At 62.5% G+C, this 23,594-nt stretch carries 17 protein-coding genes; 7 read left to right on the forward strand and 10 right to left on the reverse strand.

Translation table 11 applies throughout. The features are described from left to right. Window positions 1-161 precede the first annotated feature (161 nt). Window positions 162-830, forward strand: a complete 669-nt coding sequence (locus tag ACR3YK_RS06150) for a hypothetical protein (RefSeq protein ID WP_486176321.1) — start codon at window positions 162-164, stop codon at window positions 828-830. Window positions 831-1,196: 366 nt separating this feature from the next. Here ACR3YK_RS06150 and ACR3YK_RS06155 read toward each other — a convergent pair whose 3' ends face one another. The 4 genes from ACR3YK_RS06155 to gabT all read right to left on the reverse strand — a co-directional run bounded on the left by ACR3YK_RS06155 (window position 1,197) and on the right by gabT (window position 6,755). Next, window positions 1,197-2,342, reverse strand: coding sequence for a class I SAM-dependent methyltransferase (locus ACR3YK_RS06155; RefSeq protein ID WP_486176322.1), 1,146 nt, complete (start codon window positions 2,340-2,342; stop codon window positions 1,197-1,199). A 170-nt stretch (window positions 2,343-2,512) separates the two neighbouring features. After that, window positions 2,513-3,517: an HNH endonuclease gene (locus tag ACR3YK_RS06160; protein ID WP_486176323.1), complete on the reverse strand. Its 1,005-nt coding sequence runs from the start codon at window positions 3,515-3,517 to the stop codon at window positions 2,513-2,515. A 290-nt stretch (window positions 3,518-3,807) separates the two neighbouring features. Next, window positions 3,808-5,274, reverse strand: coding sequence for an NAD-dependent succinate-semialdehyde dehydrogenase (locus tag ACR3YK_RS06165; protein WP_486176324.1), 1,467 nt, complete (start codon window positions 5,272-5,274; stop codon window positions 3,808-3,810). A 119-nt stretch (window positions 5,275-5,393) separates the two neighbouring features. Continuing rightward, a complete protein-coding gene (gene gabT / locus ACR3YK_RS06170; RefSeq protein WP_486176325.1) occupies window positions 5,394-6,755 on the reverse strand; it encodes a 4-aminobutyrate--2-oxoglutarate transaminase in 1,362 nt (453 codons plus the stop codon). A gap of 162 nt (window positions 6,756-6,917) precedes the next feature. On the opposite strand from gabT, the gene ACR3YK_RS06175 reads away from it, so the two are divergent. Together ACR3YK_RS06175 and ACR3YK_RS06180 are read left to right on the forward strand one after the other, a co-directional pair. Then, window positions 6,918-8,477 (forward strand): PucR family transcriptional regulator, encoded by a 1,560-nt coding sequence (locus ACR3YK_RS06175; protein WP_486176326.1) that lies wholly within the window; start codon window positions 6,918-6,920, stop codon window positions 8,475-8,477. 141 nt (window positions 8,478-8,618) lie between these two features. Next, window positions 8,619-9,983: an NAD-dependent succinate-semialdehyde dehydrogenase gene (locus tag ACR3YK_RS06180; RefSeq protein ID WP_486176327.1), complete on the forward strand. Its 1,365-nt coding sequence runs from the start codon at window positions 8,619-8,621 to the stop codon at window positions 9,981-9,983. A gap of 67 nt (window positions 9,984-10,050) precedes the next feature. On the opposite strand, the gene ACR3YK_RS06185 is transcribed toward ACR3YK_RS06180, so the two are convergent. The 3 genes from ACR3YK_RS06185 to ACR3YK_RS06195 form a co-directional block, all read right to left on the reverse strand. Next, the gene (locus tag ACR3YK_RS06185; RefSeq protein ID WP_486176328.1) at window positions 10,051-11,718 is read right to left on the reverse strand and encodes a hypothetical protein; all 1,668 of its coding nucleotides are present in this window, start codon (window positions 11,716-11,718) and stop codon (window positions 10,051-10,053) included. Window positions 11,719-11,787: 69 nt separating this feature from the next. Further along, complete coding sequence (locus tag ACR3YK_RS06190; RefSeq protein ID WP_486176329.1) at window positions 11,788-14,592, reverse strand: ATP-binding protein; 2,805 nt, start codon at window positions 14,590-14,592, stop codon at window positions 11,788-11,790. Further along, window positions 14,589-16,448, reverse strand: a complete 1,860-nt coding sequence (locus tag ACR3YK_RS06195) for an HSP90 family protein (protein ID WP_486176330.1) — start codon at window positions 16,446-16,448, stop codon at window positions 14,589-14,591. Before ACR3YK_RS06195 ends, ACR3YK_RS06190 begins: the two co-directional genes overlap by 4 nt. 118 nt (window positions 16,449-16,566) lie before the next feature. On the opposite strand from ACR3YK_RS06195, the gene ACR3YK_RS06200 reads away from it, so the two are divergent. Next, window positions 16,567-18,732 (forward strand): ATP-dependent Clp protease ATP-binding subunit, encoded by a 2,166-nt coding sequence (locus ACR3YK_RS06200; protein WP_486176331.1) that lies wholly within the window; start codon window positions 16,567-16,569, stop codon window positions 18,730-18,732. Between the two features lie 49 nt (window positions 18,733-18,781). Here ACR3YK_RS06200 and ACR3YK_RS06205 read toward each other — a convergent pair whose 3' ends face one another. After that, window positions 18,782-19,618: an exodeoxyribonuclease III gene (locus ACR3YK_RS06205; RefSeq protein WP_486176332.1), complete on the reverse strand. Its 837-nt coding sequence runs from the start codon at window positions 19,616-19,618 to the stop codon at window positions 18,782-18,784. Window positions 19,619-19,689: 71 nt separating this feature from the next. Here ACR3YK_RS06205 and ACR3YK_RS06210 point away from each other — a divergent pair, with 71 nt between their 5' ends. From ACR3YK_RS06210 to ACR3YK_RS06220, 3 genes are read left to right on the forward strand one after another with little or no spacing between them, the layout of a single operon-like run. Continuing rightward, a complete protein-coding gene (locus ACR3YK_RS06210) occupies window positions 19,690-19,854 on the forward strand; it encodes a hypothetical protein (RefSeq protein WP_486176333.1) in 165 nt (54 codons plus the stop codon). A 30-nt stretch (window positions 19,855-19,884) separates the two neighbouring features. After that, entirely contained in the window at window positions 19,885-20,436 is a 552-nt protein-coding gene (gene pyrE, locus ACR3YK_RS06215; protein ID WP_486176334.1) for an orotate phosphoribosyltransferase, read from the forward strand. After that, on the forward strand, window positions 20,433-21,725 hold the full coding sequence (locus ACR3YK_RS06220) for a septum formation family protein (RefSeq protein WP_486176335.1): 1,293 nt from the start codon (window positions 20,433-20,435) through the stop codon (window positions 21,723-21,725). The genes pyrE and ACR3YK_RS06220 overlap by 4 nt, the downstream gene beginning before the upstream one ends. On the opposite strand, the gene ACR3YK_RS06225 is transcribed toward ACR3YK_RS06220, so the two are convergent. Together ACR3YK_RS06225 and ACR3YK_RS06230 are read right to left on the reverse strand one after the other, a co-directional pair. Beyond that, complete coding sequence (locus ACR3YK_RS06225) at window positions 21,722-22,495, reverse strand: HAD-IIA family hydrolase (RefSeq protein WP_486176336.1); 774 nt, start codon at window positions 22,493-22,495, stop codon at window positions 21,722-21,724. The two genes, ACR3YK_RS06220 and ACR3YK_RS06225, sit on opposite strands and share 4 nt — an antisense overlap. Continuing rightward, complete coding sequence (locus ACR3YK_RS06230) at window positions 22,492-23,352, reverse strand: DNA-methyltransferase (RefSeq protein WP_486176337.1); 861 nt, start codon at window positions 23,350-23,352, stop codon at window positions 22,492-22,494. The genes ACR3YK_RS06225 and ACR3YK_RS06230 overlap by 4 nt, the downstream gene beginning before the upstream one ends. Between the last annotated feature and the right edge of the window lie 242 nt (window positions 23,353-23,594).

The raw sequence follows: 23,594 nt of genomic DNA on the forward strand, positions 1-23,594 counted from the left end.
GTTTCCGAGCCAGCACTCAGCCACCCGAACACGGGTAGGCAGCCTAGTCTGACAGGGGTACGTTGGTGAGGAAAGCCCTCAAGGGGGACGCGAAGAGCTGGCAGAGCGGCCAAGTATATCTGGGGTCGGGTCAGCTCGGAAAGTAGTCAGGGAGTGAATGTATGAAACTTAACAAACGCCGTTTGGCGACTGCTGTGGGAACAGCGACTGCCCTAACTGTTTCGCTGTTGGGGTCCCCGGCCAGCGCCCTTGAGGGCCCATCTCAAATCTCACAAGCAGCACCAACTGGCATGATCAACTCGGAAAACTCCCTCTCTGCAGATGAAGAGGATGCAATCTACAAGCTGATAGCCGCGACTGACCGAGAGGCTGGAACTTTCGACAGCGACCAAGCGCTCGCAGCAGGCGTGGAGGCGGAAGCAGTCGCAGAATATGCGGCGGCGTTCTCCAGCCCTGCTGACTTGTCGTCGAGGGCTCAAGACGACGCTCTTGGTTCACGTGAAAGCTCGGCGGCCACGGCGGCGGCTTGCACTGGTCAGCGCGGATACACGGGCTTCTACGGTTGGGGTTGGCAGACAGCTTTGAACTCGTGCGACACGAAACTCCTTATGGCGGCTATAGGTCTCGGCAGCGGCGGCGCTTTCGCAATCTCAGGAGTGCTCCTTGCGGCCGGTGTTACTGCCCCGGCAGCAGCAGTCACCGCTGCGGTAGGCGGGCTTATCGCCGCGGGGGTCGGCGTAGTTGCTGTTTGTCAAGCTGCGAGCTACACAAAGAACGCTATATATCTCAACGCTTTCGTGACTGGAGGTGTGGGATGTTGGGGCCAGTAATTAATGCGATGAGGAAGAGGTCATAATGCAACCAACGCTCGCGCTCAGAGTTTGGGGCGGTGTCGGAGCCCTAATTTGTGTAATCGGGATTGGGCTCCTAGTTTTTGCTTTTAGTGTCTGGCGTCCCTTAGACACGGCGCCAAGCTTCTACATGGAAATAGCTTTCAGTACTCTCATTTTGGGTAGTGCCGTCGTCATCGCAACCACATTGACGTTTGTACTCAAGTCACGTCGGCAGAGTTCAACCAATCAAAGTTAGGCCTGTGCGACCCGGTGCAGCTTCGTGCCTCGCCTGCACCGGGTCGCACGACCGCAGAGGCGGATATCTCTCCGCTTTCTGCCTAATGCTCAATCCCGTTCGGCGACCTACGAAAGCGATTCCCGCACCGAAACCGTCACGGTGAACTTGCTGTTGCGTCCGGCCTGGCGGGTGGGGCCGACGGTGCGGTTCAGGTAGTCGCGGTATCCGAGGTGGCTGTTGAAGACGACCCACAGTTCGCCGCCGGGTTTGAGCACGCGGCGGGCGTCAGCCAGCATCCGCAGAGCAACACCCGCGTGCACAGTGGCGCCCGTGTGGAAGGGCGGGTTGCACACAATCAGATCAGCACTGGCTGTCGGTCGTTCGGTGAGGGCGTCTTCGCGCGCAGCCTCAACTCGCGCTCCGACACCGTTCGCGTCGGCCGTTTCGCGGGTCGACGCCACGGCGGCACTGGACTGGTCAACGGCAACCACGTGCAGGTCGGGGCGGGCGAGAGCGAGCGAAACGGCGAGCACCCCGGTGCCGCTGCCCAGATCAACTGCGGTGGCGGCATCCGGTTTCATCTCGGGCAGGAAGGTCAGCAGAAAACGCGTGCCCATGTCGAGAGCGGCACCGGCGAAAGCTCCACCGTGGGCGCTGACCGTTAACTCGTCAACGGGAAGTTCTGGTTCGCGCAGCATCGAGGTCACCGGGTAGCGAGCTTCGGCAGCGTCGCGCTTTGCGCCCAACGAGGTGAGCGTGCGTGACTTCTGGCGTCCACGGCCCGCATTCACATCGTCGAACGAGCGACCGAGCACCTCATTCATCGCCAACGTCATGTGCTTAATGCGGCCACCCGAAATCACGGTCACGTCAGGCGACGCGTAGCGGGCAATGGCTTGGGCCCATTCATCCAACTCGGCGAGGCTGCGCGGCAACTGCATCAGCACCAGCCGTGCACCCTCGAGCAACTCGGCGCCCAAAGCGTGCGAGCTGTAGTGCGGGGCGAGGTCGCCGGCGTTCTCGGCCAGAGCAAGCTCCGATACCAAAGAGTCTTGGAACACGCGGATGCCGCGGCAATCGTGCAGGGTGGCAGCCCCGAGCGTGAGCGCCCCATAGTTGTCGCCCATCACCACCAGCTCGCCCGGTTGGGTATCGGCCAGCTGCGGAGCGGCCTCATCAAGAATGAGGCGATCGCTGGCATCCACCGCAAAAAGATTAGGGGCTTCCACGTCGGGCCAACGTCGCAGAGTGGCGAACAGATGCTCAGACATGGGGACTCTTTCGGTGGCGCGGCGCCGCACACAGCGCGTGCGGCGGAGCCTCAAGCGTAACCGAGCGCCCTGTGCCCGTCCGGCAGGGGTTGGCGCTACTCGCGCGCGTGAACGTGGCAGACTCTACAGTTATTCTGGCGGCCGGCCCGCCTGCTCATTCAGCCGGAAGACTAGGCTTCGAGGACTTTGTTGGACTTGCTGCGGTTGCAACGCCAGCAGAGGGCTTGAAGGTTTTCTACAGCACTCAACCCACCTTTGGAAACTGGCTTAATGTGGTCTATCTCTAGGAGCAAGTGAGGTTCCATGGCGACTGACACTGAGCAGTGCTGGCATGTGTAATTGTCACGAATTTTGATGGACTCTCGTAGGCTCGCCGTCATCAAAGCGCGTTGTCCCGCTGCACTCTGTATAGAGCGAATCTTGAGAGACAAGGTATCGACCAAGGAGTCGATTGTTGGGGTGTCCATCGTCACAGTGGTCTTTTGAGCGCTGTTTCCGCCGGCGCTCACATACTCGAAGACGTACGTCGAGTAGGGAACTTCAACTTGGGAGAGTTCCAAGCCGATCTGAGCCATGAACTCACTTTGATAGTGCTTGAGGATGAATGCGGGCGGGCTAATAGCGTGCGCAATACCGGCTTCTCGCTGCCGAAGATTCTCAACGGCGTTTTCAAGTCGAGAAATCTTTTCACCAAGGTCCTCGATCTCAACAAGAGTTGTTTCATCAGGCTTGATCTTGAAGTACTTCATGACGTACTTAATGGGCTCGGCGCCCGCGTTCCGAACCACCTGCAAGGAGCAGTTGTGGACGTTTTCATCCCGATACGACGCTAAGTTTCGATCACGGCGGTAGCCCTGCCGGCTCGTGTTTTCGAAAGTGGCTAGGTGAGCCTGTGTGCCTGTGGAGGACGACCCTATTTGGAATGAACCCGATTCGCGGATCTCAGCTACGTAGCGGGTGATCTCGTTGTGCTCTTCGACGACTGCCGCTATTGCCTGCTTGTGTTCCAGGAATTTCTCACTCTTAAAGTAGCGGTTCTTGCGAACCGTCCGAATGATCCGGTAAACGAGGTCTGCGACAACGAAGAGCAGGTACGCCGCTAGGACTGCCAATGCGACTGGCCATAGGAAAATCAATAGTGCGCCGACAATCGCTAAAACCACCAAATACTGCAACAAGCACCCCCTACTTTTACGACTACACGACGCCATCCTGAGTTTTTCTTAACAGCTCTGCGTAAACATAGCCAATTTTTGCCGCAGGAGCGCGAGGCTGCTGGCGGAAAGCCGTCAACGGCTGAGTGGTCAGACAAGTTTTATGAGCGTGTTAACCCAGAAAGCGAGCAGCCCCGGCACTAGGTGGGGCCACTCGCTCACGGGAATCTAGTTGTAGCCGCGCGTGATGTTCGGCTCGTCAACGCACAGAGGACATTCCTCGAGATGCGCTGACGGGATGCAGTTGCACATTAGCTGTTAGGAACGAGCGTGTACTTAGTAGAGAGGTACTCGTGGATGCCCTCCGAGCCGCCTTCGCGACCGATGCCGGACTGCTTGACTCCGCCGAACGGTGCTGCCGCGTTGGACAGTACGCCCACGTTGAGGCCCATCATGCCGGTGTCGAGAGCATCGATCATCCGGTTTCCGCGAGCAAGGCTTTCGGTGAACACATACGAGACGAGACCATATTCGGTGTCGTTCGCGAGGCGCACGCCTTCGGCTTCGTCAGTGAACTCCACGATGGAGACAACCGGGCCGAAGATCTCTTCGCGCAGGATGTCGCTATCGGTGGGTACGCTCGACACGATCGTGGGCTCATAGAAGCTTCCATCGCCCTCGACGCGCTTGCCGCCGGCGACGAGGGTCGCGCCGCGCTTCACTGCATCCTGAACCAACTCGTCGGCCTTGTCGACGGCCTTGTCATTGATGAGCGGGCCGATGTTGACGCCGTCTTCGGTGCCGCGACCGATCTTCATGTCGGCGACGCGAGCGGCAATCTTCTCGGCGAACTCGGCAGCAACCGAGCTGTGCACGATGAAGCGGTTGGCGGCGGTGCAGGCCTGGCCAATGTTGCGGAACTTAGCCGCAATCGCACCATCTACAGCCTTGTCGAGGTCAGCATCGTCGAAGACGACAAACGGGGCGTTGCCGCCGAGTTCCATCGACGTGCGCAGAACGTTTTCGGAGGCCTGCTTGATGAGGGCCTTGCCCACCGGAGTGGAACCGGTGAACGAGAGCTTGCGCAGGCGAGAGTCGGCAATGATGGGCTCTGACACTGCGGAGGAGCTCGACGTCGTGACAACGTTGAGCACGCCTGCGGGGAGGCCGGCCTCTTCGAAGAGCTTCGCCAAGAACAGAGTGGTGAGCGGGGTGAGCGCGGCGGGCTTCACCACGACGGTGCAGCCGGCGGCCAGCGCTGGCGCGATCTTGCGGGTCGCCATTGCGAGCGGGAAGTTCCACGGCGTAATAAGGAAGCACGGTCCAACCGGGCGCTGCGACACGATCATTCGACCGGTGCCCTCAGGGGTGTTGCCGAAGCGACCCGAGATGCGAACGGCCTCTTCGCTGAACCAGCGCAAGAACTCGCCACCGTAGGTGACTTCACCGTTGGCCTCGGCGAGCGGCTTGCCCATCTCGAGTGTCATGAGCAGCGCGAGGTCATCGCGGTGCTCCTGCACGAGGTCGAAGGTGCGGCGCAGAATCTCGCCACGTTCCCGAGCAGGTGTCGCGGCCCAGGAATCCTGAGCGGCAACCGCAGCGTCGAGCGCTCGCATGCCGTCCTCTGCCGAAGCATCCGAAATAGTGCGGATGACCTTACCGGTAGCGGGGTCGGTCACGTCGAGCGACTTGTCGCCCGAGGCGGCAATCCACTCACCGCCGATGAAGAGCTGGTTCGGCACGGCTTCGAGAAGCTGGGTTTCGGTGGAGTTCGTCATACGGTGTGCACCTTTCGTGGTGGGAAATCTGCGAGTCAGTCAAACAGCGCAAGCTGAACTTCGGCTTGGCGCCGCGTGGGCGGGCACTGAACGCGCGCTCAGTGCCCGCTGGCCGCGAGTTAGGCCTTGGCGAGAGCGTCGCGAACGACGTCGAGGCCGTCAGCGATGAGCTCGTCAGAGATCGAGAGCGGCGGGAGGAAGCGGATGACGTTGCCATAGGTTCCACAGGTCAGCACGACAACACCGGCGGCGTGCGCTGCCGCTGCGATCTTCGACGTCAGGGCGGCGTCGGGCTCTTTCGTGGTGGGGTCGACGAGTTCCATGGCGATCATGGCGCCACGGCCACGAACATCTCCGATGCGGGGGTCGCCGGCGCGGAGTCCGTTGAGGCGGCCACGGAAGGTGGTTCCGATTTCGCGGGCACGCTCGATGGCGCCCGACTCTTCGAAGGTGCGGATCGTGGCGAGCGCTGCGGCACAGGCGATGGGGTTTCCACCGTAGGTTCCGCCGAGTCCGCCGACGTGAGCGGCATCCATGACATCGGCACGGCCGGTGACGGCCGAGAGCGGAAGGCCGCCGGCGATGCCCTTGGCGGTCACCATGATGTCGGGAACGAGGTTCTCGTGGTTCGAAGCGAAGAGGTCTCCCGTGCGAGCGAAGCCGGTCTGCACTTCGTCAGCGATGAAGAGCACGTTGTTGGCGGTGGCCCACTCGGCGAGTGCCGGGAGGAATCCGGGGGCGGGCTCAATGAAGCCACCCTCGCCCTGGATGGGCTCGATGATGATCGCGGCGAGGTTGCTCGTGCCGACCTGCTTCTCGATCTGCAGGATGGCGCGGGCTGCGGCATCCTCACCGCTGATTCCGCCATCGCGGAACGGGTACGACATGGGGGCGCGGTAGATCTCCGAGGCGAACGGACCGAAGCCGCTCTTGTAGGGCATCGACTTGGCGGTGAGACCCATCGTGAGGTTGGTGCGGCCGTGGTACGCGTGGTCGAAGGCCACAACGGCCTGCTTGCCGGTGAAATAGCGGGCGATCTTGATCGCGTTCTCAACGGCTTCGGCGCCCGAGTTGAACAGCGCGGTGCGCTTCTCGTGCGTGCCGGGGGTGATCGCGTTGAGCTTCTCGGCAACCTCGATGTAGCTTTCGTAGCCGTTGATCATGAAGCAGGTGTGCGTGAACTGGGCGACCTGAGCGGTGACGGCTTCGACAACGGCGGGTGCCGAGTTGCCGACACCGGTCACGGCGATGCCGGAACCGAAATCGATGAGAGTGTTGCCGTCAACGTCACGAAGAACGCCACCGCCGGCGGCTTCGACGAAGACGGGAAGGGTGATGCCGATGGCGGCGGCGACGGACTGCTTCTTGCGCTCGAGCAGTTCGAGCGAGCGCGGTCCGGGAATCGCGGTGACGAGTTCGCGCTTCTGCGGAAGCGAGGGGCCGCCGACCGGGGCCGTGGTGCTGGAAGAAGAAGTAGACATGGCCACCGGAATCCAATCTGTGTAGTCGACCCGCGACCGCGGACGGCGGGCGGTGTCGTGCAAAACGTGTGGTTCAACCTAGTTCGCGGATGCCCGGCGCAACAGTCACAAAGTGGCAGTATCTGGCGCGATTGCTGACAGAATGGCAGCAGGAGGATTGCCGTGCCCACACCCCTCAGCGAGATCATCGCGACCGAGCGCCTTGCGCTGCGCCCGCTCACCGATTCGAGCACCTTTGATCGCTCGGTCACGTGGGTGCACAACTCCGACCTCAACGACCCGACGCCGTTCGTTTCTGAGGGCCAGTTGCTGCTCACGACCGGCCGCCAATTCGTTGACAGCGCCGACCCCACGGCGGAACCAGTTGCTGTTCCTGCCGCGGCTCCCGATTTCGTCGGCTACGTCGCTCGGCTCGTCAGCGCCGGAGTCGCCGCGATCGGTTTCGGCACCGAAGTGATCACCCACGGGGTGCCCGCCGGCCTCGTCGCCGCCTGCGCCACGGCCGGCCTGCCGCTCTTCGAAGTGCCGTACCGCATCCCGTTCATCGCCATCAGCCGCCTCGTCGCCGACAACGAAGCCGAACAAGCGCGCGCTGGCTTCGACCGCGCGCTCGCCGCCCAAAACGACATCGCCCGCGCAGCCGTCGGCAAGGGGCGCTTGAGCTCCGCCGCGATCAGCGCTGCCGAACACCTCGACTGCCGAGTGTGGATCTTCGACGCCGACGGCGAGCTCGTGAATGAACCCCACCGCGACAGCCACACGCGACGGTCGCTGGATGCCGCCCCCGACATCCGCCGATCAGTCACCGACCTGCTGGGTCGGGCTCGTCGCGCACGCGTCGCCGATGACGCAGCGGACGAGCATCGCGTCGTGCAGACTCTCGGCTCCACCGGGAGGCTGTGCGGGGCCATCGCGTGGGCCCGCGACACCGAATTCGGGGCGCTCGATCGTTCGGTGATGACCGTGTTGGCGGCGCTCGCCGAGGTGTCGCTCGAGCAGACGGAGAATTTGCGGGTGGGGCATCGGGCGATTCTGGAGCAGTTGTTTCAGCTGCTCAAGGACGGCCGGGTCGACAGCGTGCGGCGTGCGGTGCGGGTGGCGGGCATCGAGTTGCCGGCCGACCGGTTTGCGGTGGCGGCGCTCGATCTCAGCGAGACGAGCGCGAGCGTGCGTGACGTGCTCGAGCGGCGAGCCGCGCGGTCGGACAGTCGCATTTTCGCCGTGGCAGATGGCCGCCACTTGCTCGTGCTGATCGATGCCAAGCAGCTCGCCGCCGAACGTCGGTTCTTTGTCGCGAGCGATCTCACTGTCGGTCTTTCGGCCGAAGTTGGCTGGCCCGAGCTCACGGTCGCGATCACTCAGGCCGTGCGCTCACTCGAAGCATCGGCGCCCGCGACGGTCACCGAATTCGCCAGTCTCGTGGGCGAAAGTTTCTTCGGCCTGCTGGCGTCGAGTTCGGTCGCCGATATTGCCCACGCCAGGCTCGCGAGCGTGATCGAATCCGCCGAGGGAATCGGGCTGCTGCGGTTCGCGCAAGTGTGGCTTCGGCACAACGGTCAGTGGGATCCCGCGGCGCGCGAGCTGGGCATCCATCGGCACGGTTTGAAGTCGCGGATGCAGCGGCTCTCCGAGCTCACCAATCTGAGCCTCGACACCTTCCAGGGCCGCGCCGAATTGTGGGCAATGTTGGCCGCGATCGACCTTGGCGAAACCGGCTCCTAGCCGCACCACTTGTGCGAGCCGCGACGGCCCCTCACGGCGCCCCGGAAAAGCTCTGACTTCCAATTTTTAGGATTTCGCATGTAGCCTACGAACAATTCTCGGCGGCGTCGCCGGACCTTTTCGAGCAGCGAGGAACCTCTCATGAAGACTTTTCAAGTGATCAACCCCTACACCGGCGAAGAGGGCCCAGCGCACCCCGCCGCGAGTGACGAAGTCATCGAGCAGATTGTCGCTGCAGCGCATTCTGAGTACAACGGCGGAATGAACCGTGATCAGGTAAAAGAGCGCGCAGCGATCGTCACGCGCATTGCCGATCTCCTCAAGGAACGCTCGGCCGAATTTGGCGAAATTATCGTGCGCGAAATGGGCAAGCCTTTGGCTCAAGCGGTGGGTGAAGTGGAGTTCTCCGCTGACATTTTCCGTTACTTCGCCGACAACGCTGAGGAGTTTCTCGCTGACGAGCAAATCCCCGCCGGCTCTGGCACCGCGTGGATTCGTAAGAGCCCCATCGGCCCCGTTTTGGGCATCATGCCGTGGAACTTTCCCATCTACCAGATCGCTCGTTTCGCCGGGCCCAGCATCATTCTCGGCAACCCCGTTTTGGTCAAGCCAGCGCAGCAGTGCCCCGACTCTTCGGCGGCGCTTGAAGCGCTCATTCACGAAGCCGGTTTGCCGGTCGGTGGCTACCAAAATGTACTCGCCGACAACGACCAAATCGCCGCGATGATCGACGACCCCCGCATCCAAGGAATCTCCCTCACGGGCTCCGAGCGTGCCGGTGCAATCGTGGGTGCCGCTGCGGGCGCCAACCTCAAGAAGAGCGTGCTCGAGTTGGGCGGCTCAGACCCGTTCATCCTCATGTCGACGGACGACATGGATGCCACGGTCGAGGCCGCGGTCGCCGCTCGCATCGACAACAACGGTCAGGCCTGCAACGGAGCCAAGCGCTTTGTCATCATCGACTCGCTCTACGAAGAGTTCGCCGAGAAGTTCAGCGCCGCTATGGCGGCCATCACGGTCGGCGACCCCATGGATGAAAGCACCGAGCTTGGCCCGATGTGTTCGGTAGCCGCAGCCAAGGGTCTCGAAGAGCAGGTTGCTGAAGCGGTTGCTGCTGGCGCCACCCTGCGTGTTGGAACCGGCAAGCGCGATGGCACCAAGTTCGCTCCCACCGTGCTTGAGAACATCAGCCCTGAGAACCCCGCCTACGTCACCGAGTTCTTCGGGCCGGTGGCTCAGCTGCACCGCGTGAGCAGCGAAGAAGAGGCCCTGGTGCTCGCTAACGCGACGCCGTTCGGTCTCGGTTCGTACGTCTTCACGACGGATGCCGAGCAGGCCGACCGCATCGCTGACGGCATCGACGCTGGCATGGTCTACATCAACGAGGTCGGTGCGGATGCTCCCGAGCTGCCCTTCGGCGGAGTCAAGAACTCCGGCACCGGTCGCGAGCTTGGTCCTTACGGCGTCGACGAGTTCGTGAACCGCAAGCTGGTCAAGCGCCCGTAACGGGGGCGCACGCTCGGCGGCGGGTCAGCTGCCGCCGAGCGTCAGCATCCGTGTGTCACTAGACGAGTTACGGCTGCGCTTTTTCCGCCAGGGAACGCGTGCCCGTAGCTCGTCTTTTCTTTCCTAGCGCGTCGTAGCAGTCGGCCAATTCGCGGTTCGCTCCGGCGAGCATCTCGGCATCACCGCGGGCGTTCTTCACGACTGTTTTGAGCAGTTTGATGGCGTCTTTGGTTCGCCCCTGCTCGGCAAGTAGCTCCGCAGCGAACCGCTCGATAGTGAGGGCTTCGCGGGGGTCACCGGCTGAGCGAAGGGCCGCAGCAGCCTTTGCCGCGTGCTCGATGGCATCCGGGGTTTCTCCCAAAATACGGAGAGCGCGAGCCTTGCCATCGAGCGCTGTCGCCCAGAGTCGCATCGCGTTGTTTCGCGAGGTTTCCGCGACGATCTCGTCGAACGTTGCAAGGGCGGCGCGATCATCCAATCGTGCTTGGGTCATGCCGAGGGAGTGCAGCACGCCAACATAGAGAGCGCCGTCACCCTCTGATTCGCGCACAGCTGCGGCCGCGACCATCAAGAGCTCCCGGGCGGCTTCGTGGTGATTTCGTTGTGTCTGGAGAACCGCTGCGTTGTAGTTGGCGCGAGCGAGGTCGTCGAGAGCGCGGGCCTCGGTGTAGAGGTTCGAGGCCATGGCCCACACTTCGATGGCGGCATCCGGTTGCTCGGTTGCGGCGAGTGAGTGCGCCATGAACTCGAGGCTTTCGGCCCGCACCTCTGGGGGTGCCCCCGTGGCAGTTTCGTGGTTATAGACCTCGGTGAGCATGCCGATGGCTTCGGTGTGGTTATCTGTGGCCACAAGCGTGTTGGCGACAGCTTTCCGGGCCTCGCTATTGTCGGTGCCTAGCTGATCGGCGAGCGTCACCGCGTAGCGGAAGCGGCCCAGTGCGACAGCACGCTCGCGGGCATCCACCGCGAGGCGCCCTCCCAGAAGCGTGGTGTTGTAGAGCCGTTCGGGCAGGTCGATGGCGGCATAGAGGTCAATGGCGAGATTGACCGCATGGAGGGCTTCGGTCGGTTGGTGCACGCCGCTCAGAGCCAGTGCGTGAAACGTGTGTGCTTCCGCGCGTGCAGTTCGGTTGCGTGCTGAGGCGAGGAGAAGATCACAGAACTCCAGCATCCGTGGCGCATCGCCGGCGTCGTAGGCGATCTGCACGAGATAGCGAAGAGCGCGGAACTGGGTTGACCCTTTGTCCTCGGCGACGTCAGCCTGCAAGTAGGCCAACCCTGCTGAGGAATGAATGTTCTCGAGGTCACGGAATCTCTGGCGCCACATCGCATCAGCGTGCGCGAGTAAGGCAATGGCGTGGAGTCGCGGAGGAAGATCGGCCGCCGCTCTGGCCTCACGTTCGAGAGCCGCGAGGTCGTAGGGTTCGGCCCGCCCAAAACGCGCCAAGCCCATTTTTGCTTGACTGGCGGCTTCGAGCGGGCGATCGAGTTCGATCAGGAGGTCGTGGCGCTGCTGAGCAACGATTTCGGCGGTCTCGAACTGGCCGAGTTGCACGCAGCATGCCGCCACTACTTCGAGAGCGTTGATCCGGGCCATGCCAGTCGTGAGCAGCACGGCTTGGTTGCCGGCGCTGAGAGCTAGCGCAAACTCTTCGCCCGTGAAAAGCTCCTCGGCGCGAAGCAACCATTGTTCGCCCTCGGTGGGGGCATCGATATCAGAAAGAGCGAAGACCATGCTGAAATTATCTCAGCCACCGCGCGAACTGCACTCCCCGCCTTCGTGGGGCACAGTGACGTTCTCTCGCTAGCTCACGCCCTCCGCGATCGCCCGGGCGGCAGCAGCATCTGCCGTGCGTCCGAGGGCGTCGAAGCTTTCGGCAAGTTCGAACGCGGCCAGGGTGCGCAGTTGCTCGTGGTTGGCGGCCTGCTCGATGACCGACTGCAGCACGGTCACCGCTTCGTCGTGGCGCCCTTCTTCGGCCAGCACGCCTCCGACGAAACGCTCGGTGTTGGCGGCCGAGAGCGGGTCGCCTGCGGCGCGATAAGCATCAGCGGCGGTCAGGGCAAGCGCAACGGCTTCTTTCGCGCGGCCCAAACTGGCCAGCGAGCGCGCTTTCGAGTCGGTGACATCGGCGTGCAGCCAATCGGCGTCGTGCTCGGTGGCGAGGGCGAGAACCTCATCCAGCGTGGTCAGGCCTTCGGCGTTGCCGACGTCAGCCTGGGCGCGACCCTGCTGGTGCAGCACGCGCACAAGCAAGTTGAGGTTGTCTGGCGTGGCCCGTGCATGGGTCGCCGCCGCTTCGAGCAAGGTTGCCGCTTCTTCGGGGCTGCCATTGGCACTGTGCAGGCTCGCGTTTTCGGCGAGCGTGCGGGCAGCACTCTGGGTGTCCCCCGACTCGAGGTAAAGCTCGGTTGCCGTTTCCCATGCCCCCACGGCGGATCCAGGTTCTCCGGCAGCAACGAAACCGTGGCCGAGCCAGTACAGCGTTTCACCACGGCTGCCGGGAGGAGCTTCGGCGGCAGTCTCTTCTTCGTAGAGAGCAATGAGCAGTTCAATAGCTTCGGATGCCTCACCGCTGCGCACAAGGGCACGACCGAGCGCGTAGCGAGCGCCGACCGTGTCGATCTCCAGTCGCTCGGCGTAACGCACCGCGAGCCGGAAGCGGCTGCCAGAGTCAGCAAACATTTCGGCCTCGTCGTAGAGGCGGCCAGCAAGAACGGTAGTGTCATGCAGTGGCCCGAGAGCATCGATCGCATGGGCGCATTCGCTCGCGGCATCCGCACTGCGGGCGCCCTCTTCGAACTGGCCGGTGCTGCCCATGATGCGGGCGCGGAGTGCGTGGGCATGAGCCGCAACACCGCGGTTCTCCGTTGCCGCAAGAATCGCGTCGACGTACTCGAGCGACTTCTCGATCTCGCCCATTGAGGCCGAAAGATCAGACAGGTAGCGCAGCGCATTGGTGCGAGCGAACACAGCGTCGCCCTCCTCGGCGTGGCCGAGAGCGCGCACGGCAAGAGCGTGAGCGGCCGCCACATCGGGCTCTTCAGCGCGCAGGGTCAGCCCCAGCAACGACAGCTCGAGATCGGCGACCTGCGTCGGTGCGAGATCGCCCGACACCTCCACGGCCACCCGCAGGGCATCGAAGTCAGCCTCTTCGCCGCGGCCGAACAGCGCCAAACCGAGCAGTTCCTCGAGCGAGGCCTGAGCATCGTCGCCGTGCTCACGCAGAGCCGGGATGCGTTCCTCCAGTGCCGATTGTGCCGCCGCGAGGTCGCCGGTAGCCACTAGCCCGGCAATTAACGCTCCGAGGGCGGTCGTGCGATCCTTGCCGGTCGTCAACTCCACAGCCTTGCGAGCTGCGGGGAGCGCGGCCGGAAGCCAACCAATTGCGGTCAGTTCTTGCGCGCGCAGCAGCCAGCCGGCGGCATCCGTCGGCGTAGCGTCTGCGGGGGCAACGAGGCCGAGCGTCTCGCTCGACAGCTTGAGCGGGTAGCGCTCATTGGCCAGTTCTTTGGCCTTCTGGATGCGGTTAGCCCGGTAATCATTGCCAGCCCGCTGGTCGAACTGGTCGCCAATGCGGCGCGCAGCAGCCCACACGGCGGTGGCGAGTTCTTCGGCGGTCCAGGCGCCATCGTGTTCTCCGAAGAGCACTTGCAGTTCGCGGCTCTCGGCGCCCCGAACGGTCTGCTCGCCGAAGCCGGCAGCGGTCACCGCGTCGAGCAAAACGCCCGCCGCGAGGAGACCGGCGAACTGACCGTCGGCATTGAGCTGATCGTGCACGAACCACGAGAGGTGGCGCTCAAGCATCGAGAGGCCGCGTGCTTCGTTGCCAGTGACGGCGCAGAAGATGAAGTGGTTGGCGATGATGCTGAGGTTGTCGGCATTATCGCGAGCGAGGGTGTAGCTGCGAAAGTGGGCGGCGCGAGCATCGTCGAAACGACCTGCGCGCAAGTAGGGGAGCAGGGCACGCGAGAGGGCAGCTTCGGGCTCATCGCCACAGCTATAGCCGCCTTCGATGAGTTCGTCGAAGAGCACAATTGCCTCCGCGTCGCGGCCCATTTCGGTGAGGAACCCGCTGGCATCGCTGCGCACGCAGGCATCGCAGTGGCTGTAGTCGTCGCGCGGCGTGACGGCGAGCTCGGCGCGCAGTTTCTCGGCGCGCTCCAATTCGCCTAAACGCCAAGCAGTGGCGAACTGCGAGGTCAGCACGCCGCTCTGCCCAATGCCGGCCTTGCGGTAGTGGCTCTCCATGTCGGCGAGGGCGCTCGAGATGTCATCCGTACCGAAGATGGGCGAGCTCGCCAGCGTGGTGGCAATCCATTTGAACTGCCACATGAGGCCGGCGCCTTCGTGACCGATGTCATCCGGAAATCGCACGGGGTCTTCGTCGTGCTTGGCCAAACACCACGCGAATGACGAGAGCAAGGTTTCGGTGTCACCGAGCATGTTGGCGGATGCCGTCTGCCGAATCCGTGCCCGATACTCGAGTTCTTCGTCACCGATTTCAATCGCCAGAGCAATCGCCTCGTCCACGCGAGAGCGCTCCTCGGGGCCGTAAGCCATGCCGTCGATTTCAGCGAACAGTTCTTGGATGCGGGCCACGCTCATAGGGAGTTTCCTTCGGGGAGGTCGTCGCCGAGCTTCACGCTCATCGCGATCAGGTCGGACATGGAGTTGGTCATCATGGCGCGGTCGTGCACGCTGAGGGGGCGCTGGCTGGTGAGCAGAGCCTGCACGTAGAGCAGCTGAATTGTGCGCGAGAACACGGCGTCGTCGCTCAGTGTCGAGAGAGTGACGACAACGGGGTTGTTCCAGTTGAGGCAGAGGCGAGCGAGACTCTTGCTGATGCCGTCGCTCGCGATGCGTTCGTCAGCGAAGGCATCCACTTTGCCGAGCACGTTCTGCCACAGGCCGGGTTTGCTCACTTCGCGCGCCGAGCGGCGATCGATCGAGCGCAGAACTTCGGGGTCGGCCAAATAGAGTCCGGTCACGTCGGCGCTCGGCACGCTGCGCACGATCACCGAGCAGTCGGCGTCGGCGAGCACGGCGCTGGCACGGTCTTCGAGTCGCGCAACAGCGGTACGGGCATCCAGTGGCGGCACTTCTAGAAAGTCGAGTTCGTCGAGCACACTCACACGATCAACGGTGAGGCCATCAACAATCGTGGGCAGCAGGCGGGCGATCTCGGTGTCATACACGTAGCCGCCGTTGATCACGGGGCGGTCGGCGCTCGCGATACTCGCTATCTGGCGGAACTCATCCACTGACTCGGCGTACCGCAGCGCCTTGTGGTCGCGCGTGAGAGTCTCGACCGTCATGCGACCGAGCGTCGTCTCGACACTGAGCCAGGGTGTGATGAATGTCGCCAACTCCTCGTCGTGAATCACAAGCGACTTGAGGGCGAGCGAGTGCAGGTTTACAAAGTCACTGAGTTGGCCCGGATTGCGGGCAGCGAGCTCCAGCACCCAGTGGCGAAGCGTCGTACCGATCGCGGATCGCGTGTGCTCAAGCAGATCGTCATCCACGAGGGATTCCCGGCTCGCGGTGGGAGTGAGAGCCGTGCTGTTCAGTACGACCCGCACGAAGAAAGCCCAGTCGGGCAGCAGCGCGTCAACGTTCTCGCTGAGCAGCATGCGGCCGAGGTAGACGCGGTTGGCCTGGCGCGCGCCCGGAGGTGGCGAACTGGGCAGCACGTACGCCACACCGGTCGTGCTCGTACCCGGCACGCTCAACGGAATCGCGGCAAAAGGATCGGCCCCCAGCAGCTCGCGACCGTATGCCAGCAGCTCGGTCGGCTCGGTGGTGTGCGGCTCGATGAACGGCGCCGCGTGCGTCACGGTCTCGCTGCCGCCGTGGGGGAGGTCAACGCGCACCGTCACAGGCAAGAACTCGGCGAAGGTTCTCGCGAGTGCCGTCACAGTGGTCGTGCTCAGCAACTCGTGCTGATCGAAGCGCGGCTTGAGCGAGACGGTGGTGCCGATGGGCAGGTCGCCCTCCAGCTCGCGCACGCTGAACGTGCCGTCGCTATTGCCAATCCATTCGACCGGAGCTGAGCTGCGAGCGGAGCGTGACTGAATCACAATCTGGTCGGCCACCATGAAGCAGCTGAGCAATCCGATGCCGAACTGGCCCAGATAGTCGCTGCGGGGCAGGTCGAAGATGTCGCGCTTGGATGATCGGCCCACGGTCGACAACAGCTCGGTCATTTCGGCGGCGGTCAACCCGATGCCATCATCCTGAAAGCGGAACGTGTCATTCGTGTCGCTCAGTGGAGTGATGCGGATGCCGCGGCTCGCGTCGTTTCCGTCAAGCTCCGCCCGCGCGGCCAAGGCGTCGCGCCCGTTCTGCAGCAGCTCGCGTAAATACACGCGCGGACTCGAGTAAATGTGCTTGCTCAGGAGGTCGACAACCCCCGTGAGATTAACTTGGAAGGAGTGGAGATCGTCGTCGGGAGTCACGGTCACCGTGAAATTGTCTCATTGCGGGGCAGTTCTCTGCGAGCGCACAGGAATCGCCTAGCCACGAACGGCTCCGCAGGTATAAACTTGAGTCGTCTTAACTCAAGTTTGTGGAGGGTGTGTAATGGCGAACATGCAGGGTGCCCCAAGTACCGATGAGGAGCAAAAGAGTGCTCTGGAAAAGTACGGGGTAAATCTCACCGAGATTGCGCGCAGCGGCAAGCTCGACCCTGTGATCGGGCGCGACGCTGAGATCCGCCGTGTCAGCCAGGTGCTGACCCGTCGCACCAAAAACAACCCGGTGCTGATCGGGGAACCGGGCGTCGGAAAGACCGCCGTGGTCGAGGGCCTTGCCCAGCGCATCATCGCGGGCGATGTCGCCGATTCGCTCAAAGACAAGCAACTTATTGCGCTTGACCTCGCCGCGCTTGTGGCGGGCGCCAAGTACCGCGGTGAGTTCGAAGAGCGACTCAAGGCCGTGCTCAAGGAGATCAAAGACTCCGACGGCGAGATCATCACCTTCATTGATGAACTTCACACCCTCATGGGCGCTGGCGGTGGCGATGGTTCGGTCGCGGCATCCAACATGCTCAAGCCGATGCTAGCCCGTGGAGAACTGCGACTCATCGGCGCGACAACCCTCGACGAATACCGCCAATACATCGAGAAGGATGCCGCACTCGAGCGTCGCTTTCAGCAGGTGCTCGTCGGTGAACCGTCAGTCGAAGACACCGTCGCGATTCTTCGTGGTCTTAAAGAGCGTTACGAAGCACACCACAAGGTCGCAATTGCGGACTCTGCTCTTGTCTCTGCGGCGACGCTCAGCAACCGCTACATTTCGGGCCGCAAACTTCCCGACAAGGCAATTGACCTGATCGACGAGGCTGCTAGCCGCCTCAAGATGGAGATCGACTCTTCACCGGTAGAGATTGACCAGTTGAAGCGAGCCGTCGATCGACTTCGCATTGAAGAACTCGCGCTCAAGAAAGAAAAGGACGACGCGTCGAAGGCGCGTTTGACCAAGTTGCGCGAAGACCTCGCGGTACAGAGCAAGCACTTGAGTGAGCTCGAAGAGCGGTGGAAGCTCGAAAAGTCAAGCCTCACCGGGGTCGGTGAGCTCAAGACTCGCCTCAATGACGCGCGCATTGAACTGGACCGTGCGATGCGCGATGGTGAATATCAGAAAGCCTCCAAGCTTAACTACGAGACCATCCCGGCGATTGAAGAGGCGATCGCAACCGCCGAAAGCAACGAGCCGACAGGCCCGCGTATGGTCAACGATCAGGTGACCGAAGAAGACATCGCCTCGGTCGTAGCAGCATGGACAGGTATTCCCGTCGATCGTCTCACCGAGGGAGAAACCGAGAAACTGCTTCACCTTGAAGCTGAACTCGGCAAGCGCCTCATCGGCCAGAAGGATGCAGTTCAATCAGTGTCTGAGGCCGTACGCCGCACCCGCGCAGGCATCTCCGACCCCGACCGCCCCACGGGTTCGTTCCTCTTCCTTGGTCCCACTGGTGTCGGAAAAACCGAGCTCGCTAAGGCTCTGGCTCAGTACCTGTTCAACGACGAGAAAGCTCTCGTTCGCATCGACATGAGCGAGTATGGCGAGAAGTTTTCTGTCTCGCGCCTCGTGGGGGCTCCTCCCGGCTACATCGGGTTCGAACAGGGTGGCCAACTCACTGAAGCCGTGCGTCGGCGCCCCTATTCGGTCATCCTGCTCGATGAGGTCGAGAAGGCGCACCCCGAAGTCTTCGATGTTCTCTTGCAGGTGCTTGACGACGGTCGGCTGACCGACGGCCAGGGCCGCACTGTCGACTTCCGAAACGTGATTTTGATCTTGACGAGCAACTTGGGCAGTCAGTTCATTACCGATCAGGAATTACCGTGGGATGCCCGCAAGGCTGCCGTTGACGACCTTGTGCGCAAGTCGTTCAAGCCCGAGTTCATTAACCGGCTCGACGACATCGTGGTGTTCCAGCCGCTGTCGACCGATGACCTCAGCCAGATCGTTGAACTCGACATCGACCGGCTCAGCGGGCGCCTCACTGACCGCCGACTGCAGTTGGCGGTGACCCCGGATGCTCGCAGCTGGCTCGCTGAGCGCGGCTACGACCCGATCTATGGGGCACGCCCGTTGCGCCGCCTCATGCAACGCCAGATTGATGACAAGCTCGCTAAGGCATTGCTCGCTGGTCACATCCGTGACGGCGACACCGTACTTGTCGATCTGGCCAGCACGGGCGACGACCTTCAGGTCACGCGGGGTCCGGGCTCTGGCTCCGCTTAAAAGGGTGTAGTTGAGCGGCTGAAGGTAGCGACCGCCGGCCGCTGAGTCCCTAGAGGAACATCGGCCGATCGTCGTCGTTCTCGGTATCAATCGCGAGGTCGACGACGACGGGAACGTGGTCGCTCGGGCCATCGCCCTTGCGCTCTTCACGGTCAATGGATGCTTCGGTCACGAGTTGATCGAACGCGGGCGACCCCATCACAAAGTCGATGCGCATGCCCTCGTTACGGGGAAAGCGCAGGCGTTGGTAATCCCAGTAGGTGTAGCCCTCAACGTTGCGGCTGCGGAGAGCATCGACCATCCCGGCCTCTTCAAAGGCGCGGAAGGCGGCCCGTTCGGCGTCGCTCACGTGGGTTTTTCCCTCGAAGGCCGCGATGTCCCAGACGTCGTGGTCGAAGGGAGCGATGTTGAAGTCGCCCATCAGCGCCAGCGGCTGCTCGGGGTTTTCTCGCATCCATCCGACGGCCTGCGTCTTGAGGTTGGCTAGCCATTCGAGCTTGTACGGGTAGTGAGGGTTGTCGAGCTCGCGGCCGTTGGGCACGTACAGGCTCCAGAGGCGCGCGCCTTCTACCGTGACGCCAATCGCGCGGGCTTCGATGGGCACGCTGCCGTCATCGAGGGGCTTGCCGAAGCCGGGCTGGGTATCGAAGCCGACTGTCACGTCATCCATGGGAAGACGGCTCGCGAACGCGACACCGTTCCACTGGTTGAGCCCGTGGAGTTCTACCTCGTAGCCAGCCTCGGTGAAGGCGTCCATCGGAAACTGCTCGGGCTTGCACTTGATTTCTTGCATCGCGAGCACGTCAATGTCTTCGCGAAGCAGCCAGTCGACGACCCGACCAACTCGGGTTCTGATGGAGTTCACGTTCCAGGTGGCAATGCGCATGGTTCAACGGTAATAGGTCTACCCCTGTATTGGGCGACGACAGAGTCGGAGCCGCCGCGTAGAGTCGGTCTATGCAGCAGCTCTCTTTTCGCGACGATGAGGTGGAGCAGTGCCTTAAAGAAGCTGAACAGGCTGATCGTCTCGACCGTCGCAACGCCATCATCGTGGCGGTATTGGGCTTTGTGGGCGTCGTCCTCTCGGGCGCTTTGTTGATTCTGGGGCAGAGCGGCCTCTAAAGCGCCGCCCGCAATGGGTATTCTGTACTCGTGACCGACGCCAAGCAGCAGCTCATTGAGCACATTTCCGCCGATGCCGTGTTCCACGGCGACTTCACTCTGACGAGCGGAAAGAAGGCGTCGTACTACGTCGACATGCGCCGCGTCAGCCTTGACTACCGCGTCGCGCCCCTCATTGGTCAGGTCATGATCGACCTCATCGCTGATCTTCCCGATATTTTCGCGGTTGGTGGGATGACAATGGGAGCCGACCCGATCGCTTCCGCCATTCTTCACCAGGGTGCCTTTCGCGGTGTCAACTACCACGCCTTCGTCGTTCGCAAGGAACCCAAGGATCACGGCCGTGGCCGCCAAGTGGAGGGCCCGGAGCTCGAAGGTAAACGCGTAATCGTTCTTGAGGACACGTCGACCACGGGTGGCTCGCCGCTCGCAGCGATCGAAGCTCTTGAGAAGGTCGGCGCAATCATCGCGGGCGTCGCCGTGGTCGTCGACCGTGACACTGGCGCAAAGGAACGCATCGAAGCAGCGGGATATCCCTACTATTCCGCGATTGGGTTGGGTGAATTGGGGCTGGCTCCGTGACAGCCGGAGACAACTCCTCGGGTGCCGGTAACGGTAACGAACCCCGGCAGTCTTCCTTCAACTGGGGGCTGACCCCGAGCGACCCCGAGGAGCTTGCGGCCGCGGCAGCACCTCCGGATCCGCCTGTCGAGCCGACCGCGCCTGTGGTTCCCGGGGCAAGCGCTCTGGAGGTTCCGTTGCCTCCGCTGACTCCCGCTCCCGAGCTCCCACCTGCCACCCCTGCAGAACCGCCCTCGGCGACTCCGGAGATTCCTGGCCTGCTCAAACTCCCGCCCGTCGCGGGCGAGACTCCGCCTTCGGCGCAGCCAGTATCGCCGCCGGCCCCCCTCGTGGAGCCGCCCGCTACCGAAGCGATGAGTGTGGCCGATCTGCCGACCAGCGCCATGGGTGTAGCCGATTTGCCGACCGGGGCCATGGACATTAGTGATCTCCCGACGGGAGCGATGGATGTAGCCGATCTGCCTACTGCAGCCATGCCCGCGCCCACTCGCCGCGAGAGCCACGCGCCTCCCGCAGTGGATCAGTCCCTCGATGGCGCAACCGAAGTCCTCAATGCCCAATCGTTGGCGGGAATCTCAGCGGAAGCGGAGTCTGTCGAGCATGACGCGGTCGGAGACCTCTTCGGAGAGGACAAATTCGTTGAGTACGACGACCAACTTCTTGCTGCGTCCTCGGCTGAGGTGGTGGTGCGGCAGCGGGTTCCTGCACCTCCCCGTCCGCCGATTCCACGCGGCCAACTGATTGCTTTGGCGGTTGGCGGTGGGCTTGTCGCAGCTCTGGCCCTGATCGCCCTGTTCCTGCTGGGCACGCGTCTCGGCGAGAATGCTGAACCCGCTGTCGCGGTTTCGGCGACCCCCACAGCTGCTCCCACACAAACGGTCCCCGTTGTCGGCCCTGTTGCGCCAGGCACCTACCAGTGGGACGAACTCGCCGGAGGGGAATGCCTCGAGCCTTTCGCCTCCGCATGGGAGCAGGAATATACCGTCATCGACTGCGCCCAACCGCACGCTGCCCAACTGCTCACGATCGGTCAATTTGACGACGCGGCCTCCGACCCCTATCCGGATGTCGAAGAGTTGGCCTCACGCACGGCACAAGCCTGCTCCACCGATTCCGTTATCGACTTCGCCGCAGCCACATCCTTTACCGATCTTGAGATTGTCGCGAGCTTCGCCGCGACCACCGACGATTGGGATGCCGGAAACCGCGACTACTACTGCTTCGCTACGCGAGCGGGAGACGATGCCCTCACGGAATCGGTCGCCCAGCCGCAAACGCCTGAAAACTAGTTCAGTAGGTCGGCGACGCTGTCGAGAACTTCGTTCGGGCGGAACGGGTAGCGGCCAATTTCTTTCTGGTCGCTGATGCCCGTCAGCACCAGAACGGTGTGAAGACCTGCCTCGATGCCGGCGACGATGTCGGTGTCCATGCGGTCACCGATCATGCCGGTCGTCTCGCTGTGCGCACCAATCTTGTTGAGTGCCGAGCGAAACATCATGGGGTTGGGCTTGCCGACGATGTACGGCTCGCGTCCCGTTGCCTTGGTGATGAGAGCGGCGACCGCGCCGGTGGCGGGCAGGGGGCCGTCAGCGCTTGGTCCTGTGGCATCCGGGTTGGTCACGATGAAGCGGCTGCCGTTGCCAATGAGGCGGATGGCTTTGGTGATGGCTTCGAAGGAGTAGTTGCGGGTTTCGCCAATCACGACGTAGTCGGGGTTGGTTTCAGTCATGATGAAGCCGGCTTCGTGGAGGGCGGTCGTGATGCCCGCCTCGCCGATGACGAACGCACTGCCTCCGGGAATTTGCTCCTTGAGGAAGTCTGCGGTGGCAAGCGCCGAGGTCCAGATGGCTGACTCGGGCACGTCGAGGCCGGAAGCCTTGAGGCGGGCGCTGAGGTCGCGTGGGGTGAAGATCGAGTTGTTGGTGAGAACCAGATAGGGCTTCTCTTCGTCACGCCACTTTTGCAGCAGTTCGGCGGCGCCGGGCACGGGGTGGTTCTCGTGTACCAATACACCGTCCATGTCGGTGAGCCAGCACTCGATCTCGTCTCGATTTCTCATGCGCTCACTTTAGCGAACACAGTCTCGTTGGAGAGGCGACTTGTGATGATTTCGATCGCGGCGGGGTTTTGTTCCACGAGCACAACGCGACGCGTGAGCGCTTGAGCGACTGCTCCGGTGGTTCCGCTGCCGGCAAAAAAGTCGAGTACCCAGTCGCCGGGTTGGGTGGACGCCTGAACGATGCGCCTCAAAATGCCTTCGGGCTTCTGGGTGGCATAGCCTGTTTTCTCTTTGCCGGTGGGCGAGACGATGGTGTGCCACCAGACATCCGTGGGCAGTTTTCCGCGGGCGGCCTTCTCGGCGGTCACAAGGCCGGGCGCCATGTAGGGCTCGCGGTCGACCTCCTCATTGTTGAAGTAGTAGTTTTTGGGGTTCTTCACGTAGACAAGAATCGTGTCGTGTTTCGACGGCCACTTCTTCGTAGCGCGGGCACCATAGTCGTAGGCCCAGATGATCTCGTTGAGGAAGCTGTCGCGGCCAAAGAGGGCATCGAGAGCGACTTTGGCATAGTGAACTTCGCGGTAGTCGAGGTGCAGATAGAGCGTGCCGCGGTCATCGAGCAACCGCCAGGCTTCTTGCAATCGCGGCTCCAAGAATTCCCAATAGTCGGCGAACGTATCGTCGTAGGAGTAGAGCACTCCCTTGATCGTGTCGTAATTGTTGCCTCCGAAGCCCACGCGCGTTCCTTCGGGCGATCGTTGCGTGGTCAGCGCTTGGCGACGCTGGGTTCTGCCCGTATTGAACGGCGGGTCAATGTAGATCAGCCGAAAACTCTCGTCAGGAAAAGTGCTGATCACGGACAGGTTGTCGCCGTGCACAATAAGGTCGGGTCCGTCGGGGGTCCAGGGCGGCTGCATCCTTTGAGATTAACAGCCAACGACGTGCGCGAGGTGACGTACGTCGCACGGCGTTCGAAACTCGGTCAACGAAAGAGCTTATGGCCCCAATACAGGGTGAAGCTCGGGTGCTAGGGGTGCCCAAAACCTCGACCAACGGTTTATGGTTGAAGAAGAGGCGCTCACCCGAAGGGCAATTCATTGATGATGCGGCGACCCGCAAAATCAGGAATGTTAACCCGGGGGAGTAAGAAATTGCGGCA

This window comes from Salinibacterium sp. 10G20-15 (assembly GCF_057365065.1).

Coding starts and splice junctions, on each gene's coding strand:
- ACR3YK_RS06185 (WP_486176328.1), bottom strand. CDS start 11,718: ATGGTCTTCGCTCTTTCTGATATCGATGCCCCCACCGAGGGCGAACAA.
- ACR3YK_RS06180 (WP_486176327.1), top strand. CDS start 8,619: ATGAAGACTTTTCAAGTGATCAACCCCTACACCGGCGAAGAGGGCCCA.
- ACR3YK_RS06200 (WP_486176331.1), top strand. CDS start 16,567: ATGGCGAACATGCAGGGTGCCCCAAGTACCGATGAGGAGCAAAAGAGT.
- ACR3YK_RS06150 (WP_486176321.1), top strand. CDS start 162: ATGAAACTTAACAAACGCCGTTTGGCGACTGCTGTGGGAACAGCGACT.
- ACR3YK_RS06155 (WP_486176322.1), bottom strand. CDS start 2,342: ATGTCTGAGCATCTGTTCGCCACTCTGCGACGTTGGCCCGACGTGGAA.
- ACR3YK_RS06230 (WP_486176337.1), bottom strand. CDS start 23,352: ATGCAGCCGCCCTGGACCCCCGACGGACCCGACCTTATTGTGCACGGC.
- ACR3YK_RS06225 (WP_486176336.1), bottom strand. CDS start 22,495: ATGAGAAATCGAGACGAGATCGAGTGCTGGCTCACCGACATGGACGGT.
- gabT (WP_486176325.1), bottom strand. CDS start 6,755: ATGTCTACTTCTTCTTCCAGCACCACGGCCCCGGTCGGCGGCCCCTCG.
- ACR3YK_RS06205 (WP_486176332.1), bottom strand. CDS start 19,618: ATGCGCATTGCCACCTGGAACGTGAACTCCATCAGAACCCGAGTTGGT.
- ACR3YK_RS06165 (WP_486176324.1), bottom strand. CDS start 5,274: ATGACGAACTCCACCGAAACCCAGCTTCTCGAAGCCGTGCCGAACCAG.
- ACR3YK_RS06210 (WP_486176333.1), top strand. CDS start 19,690: ATGCAGCAGCTCTCTTTTCGCGACGATGAGGTGGAGCAGTGCCTTAAA.
- ACR3YK_RS06190 (WP_486176329.1), bottom strand. CDS start 14,592: ATGAGCGTGGCCCGCATCCAAGAACTGTTCGCTGAAATCGACGGCATG.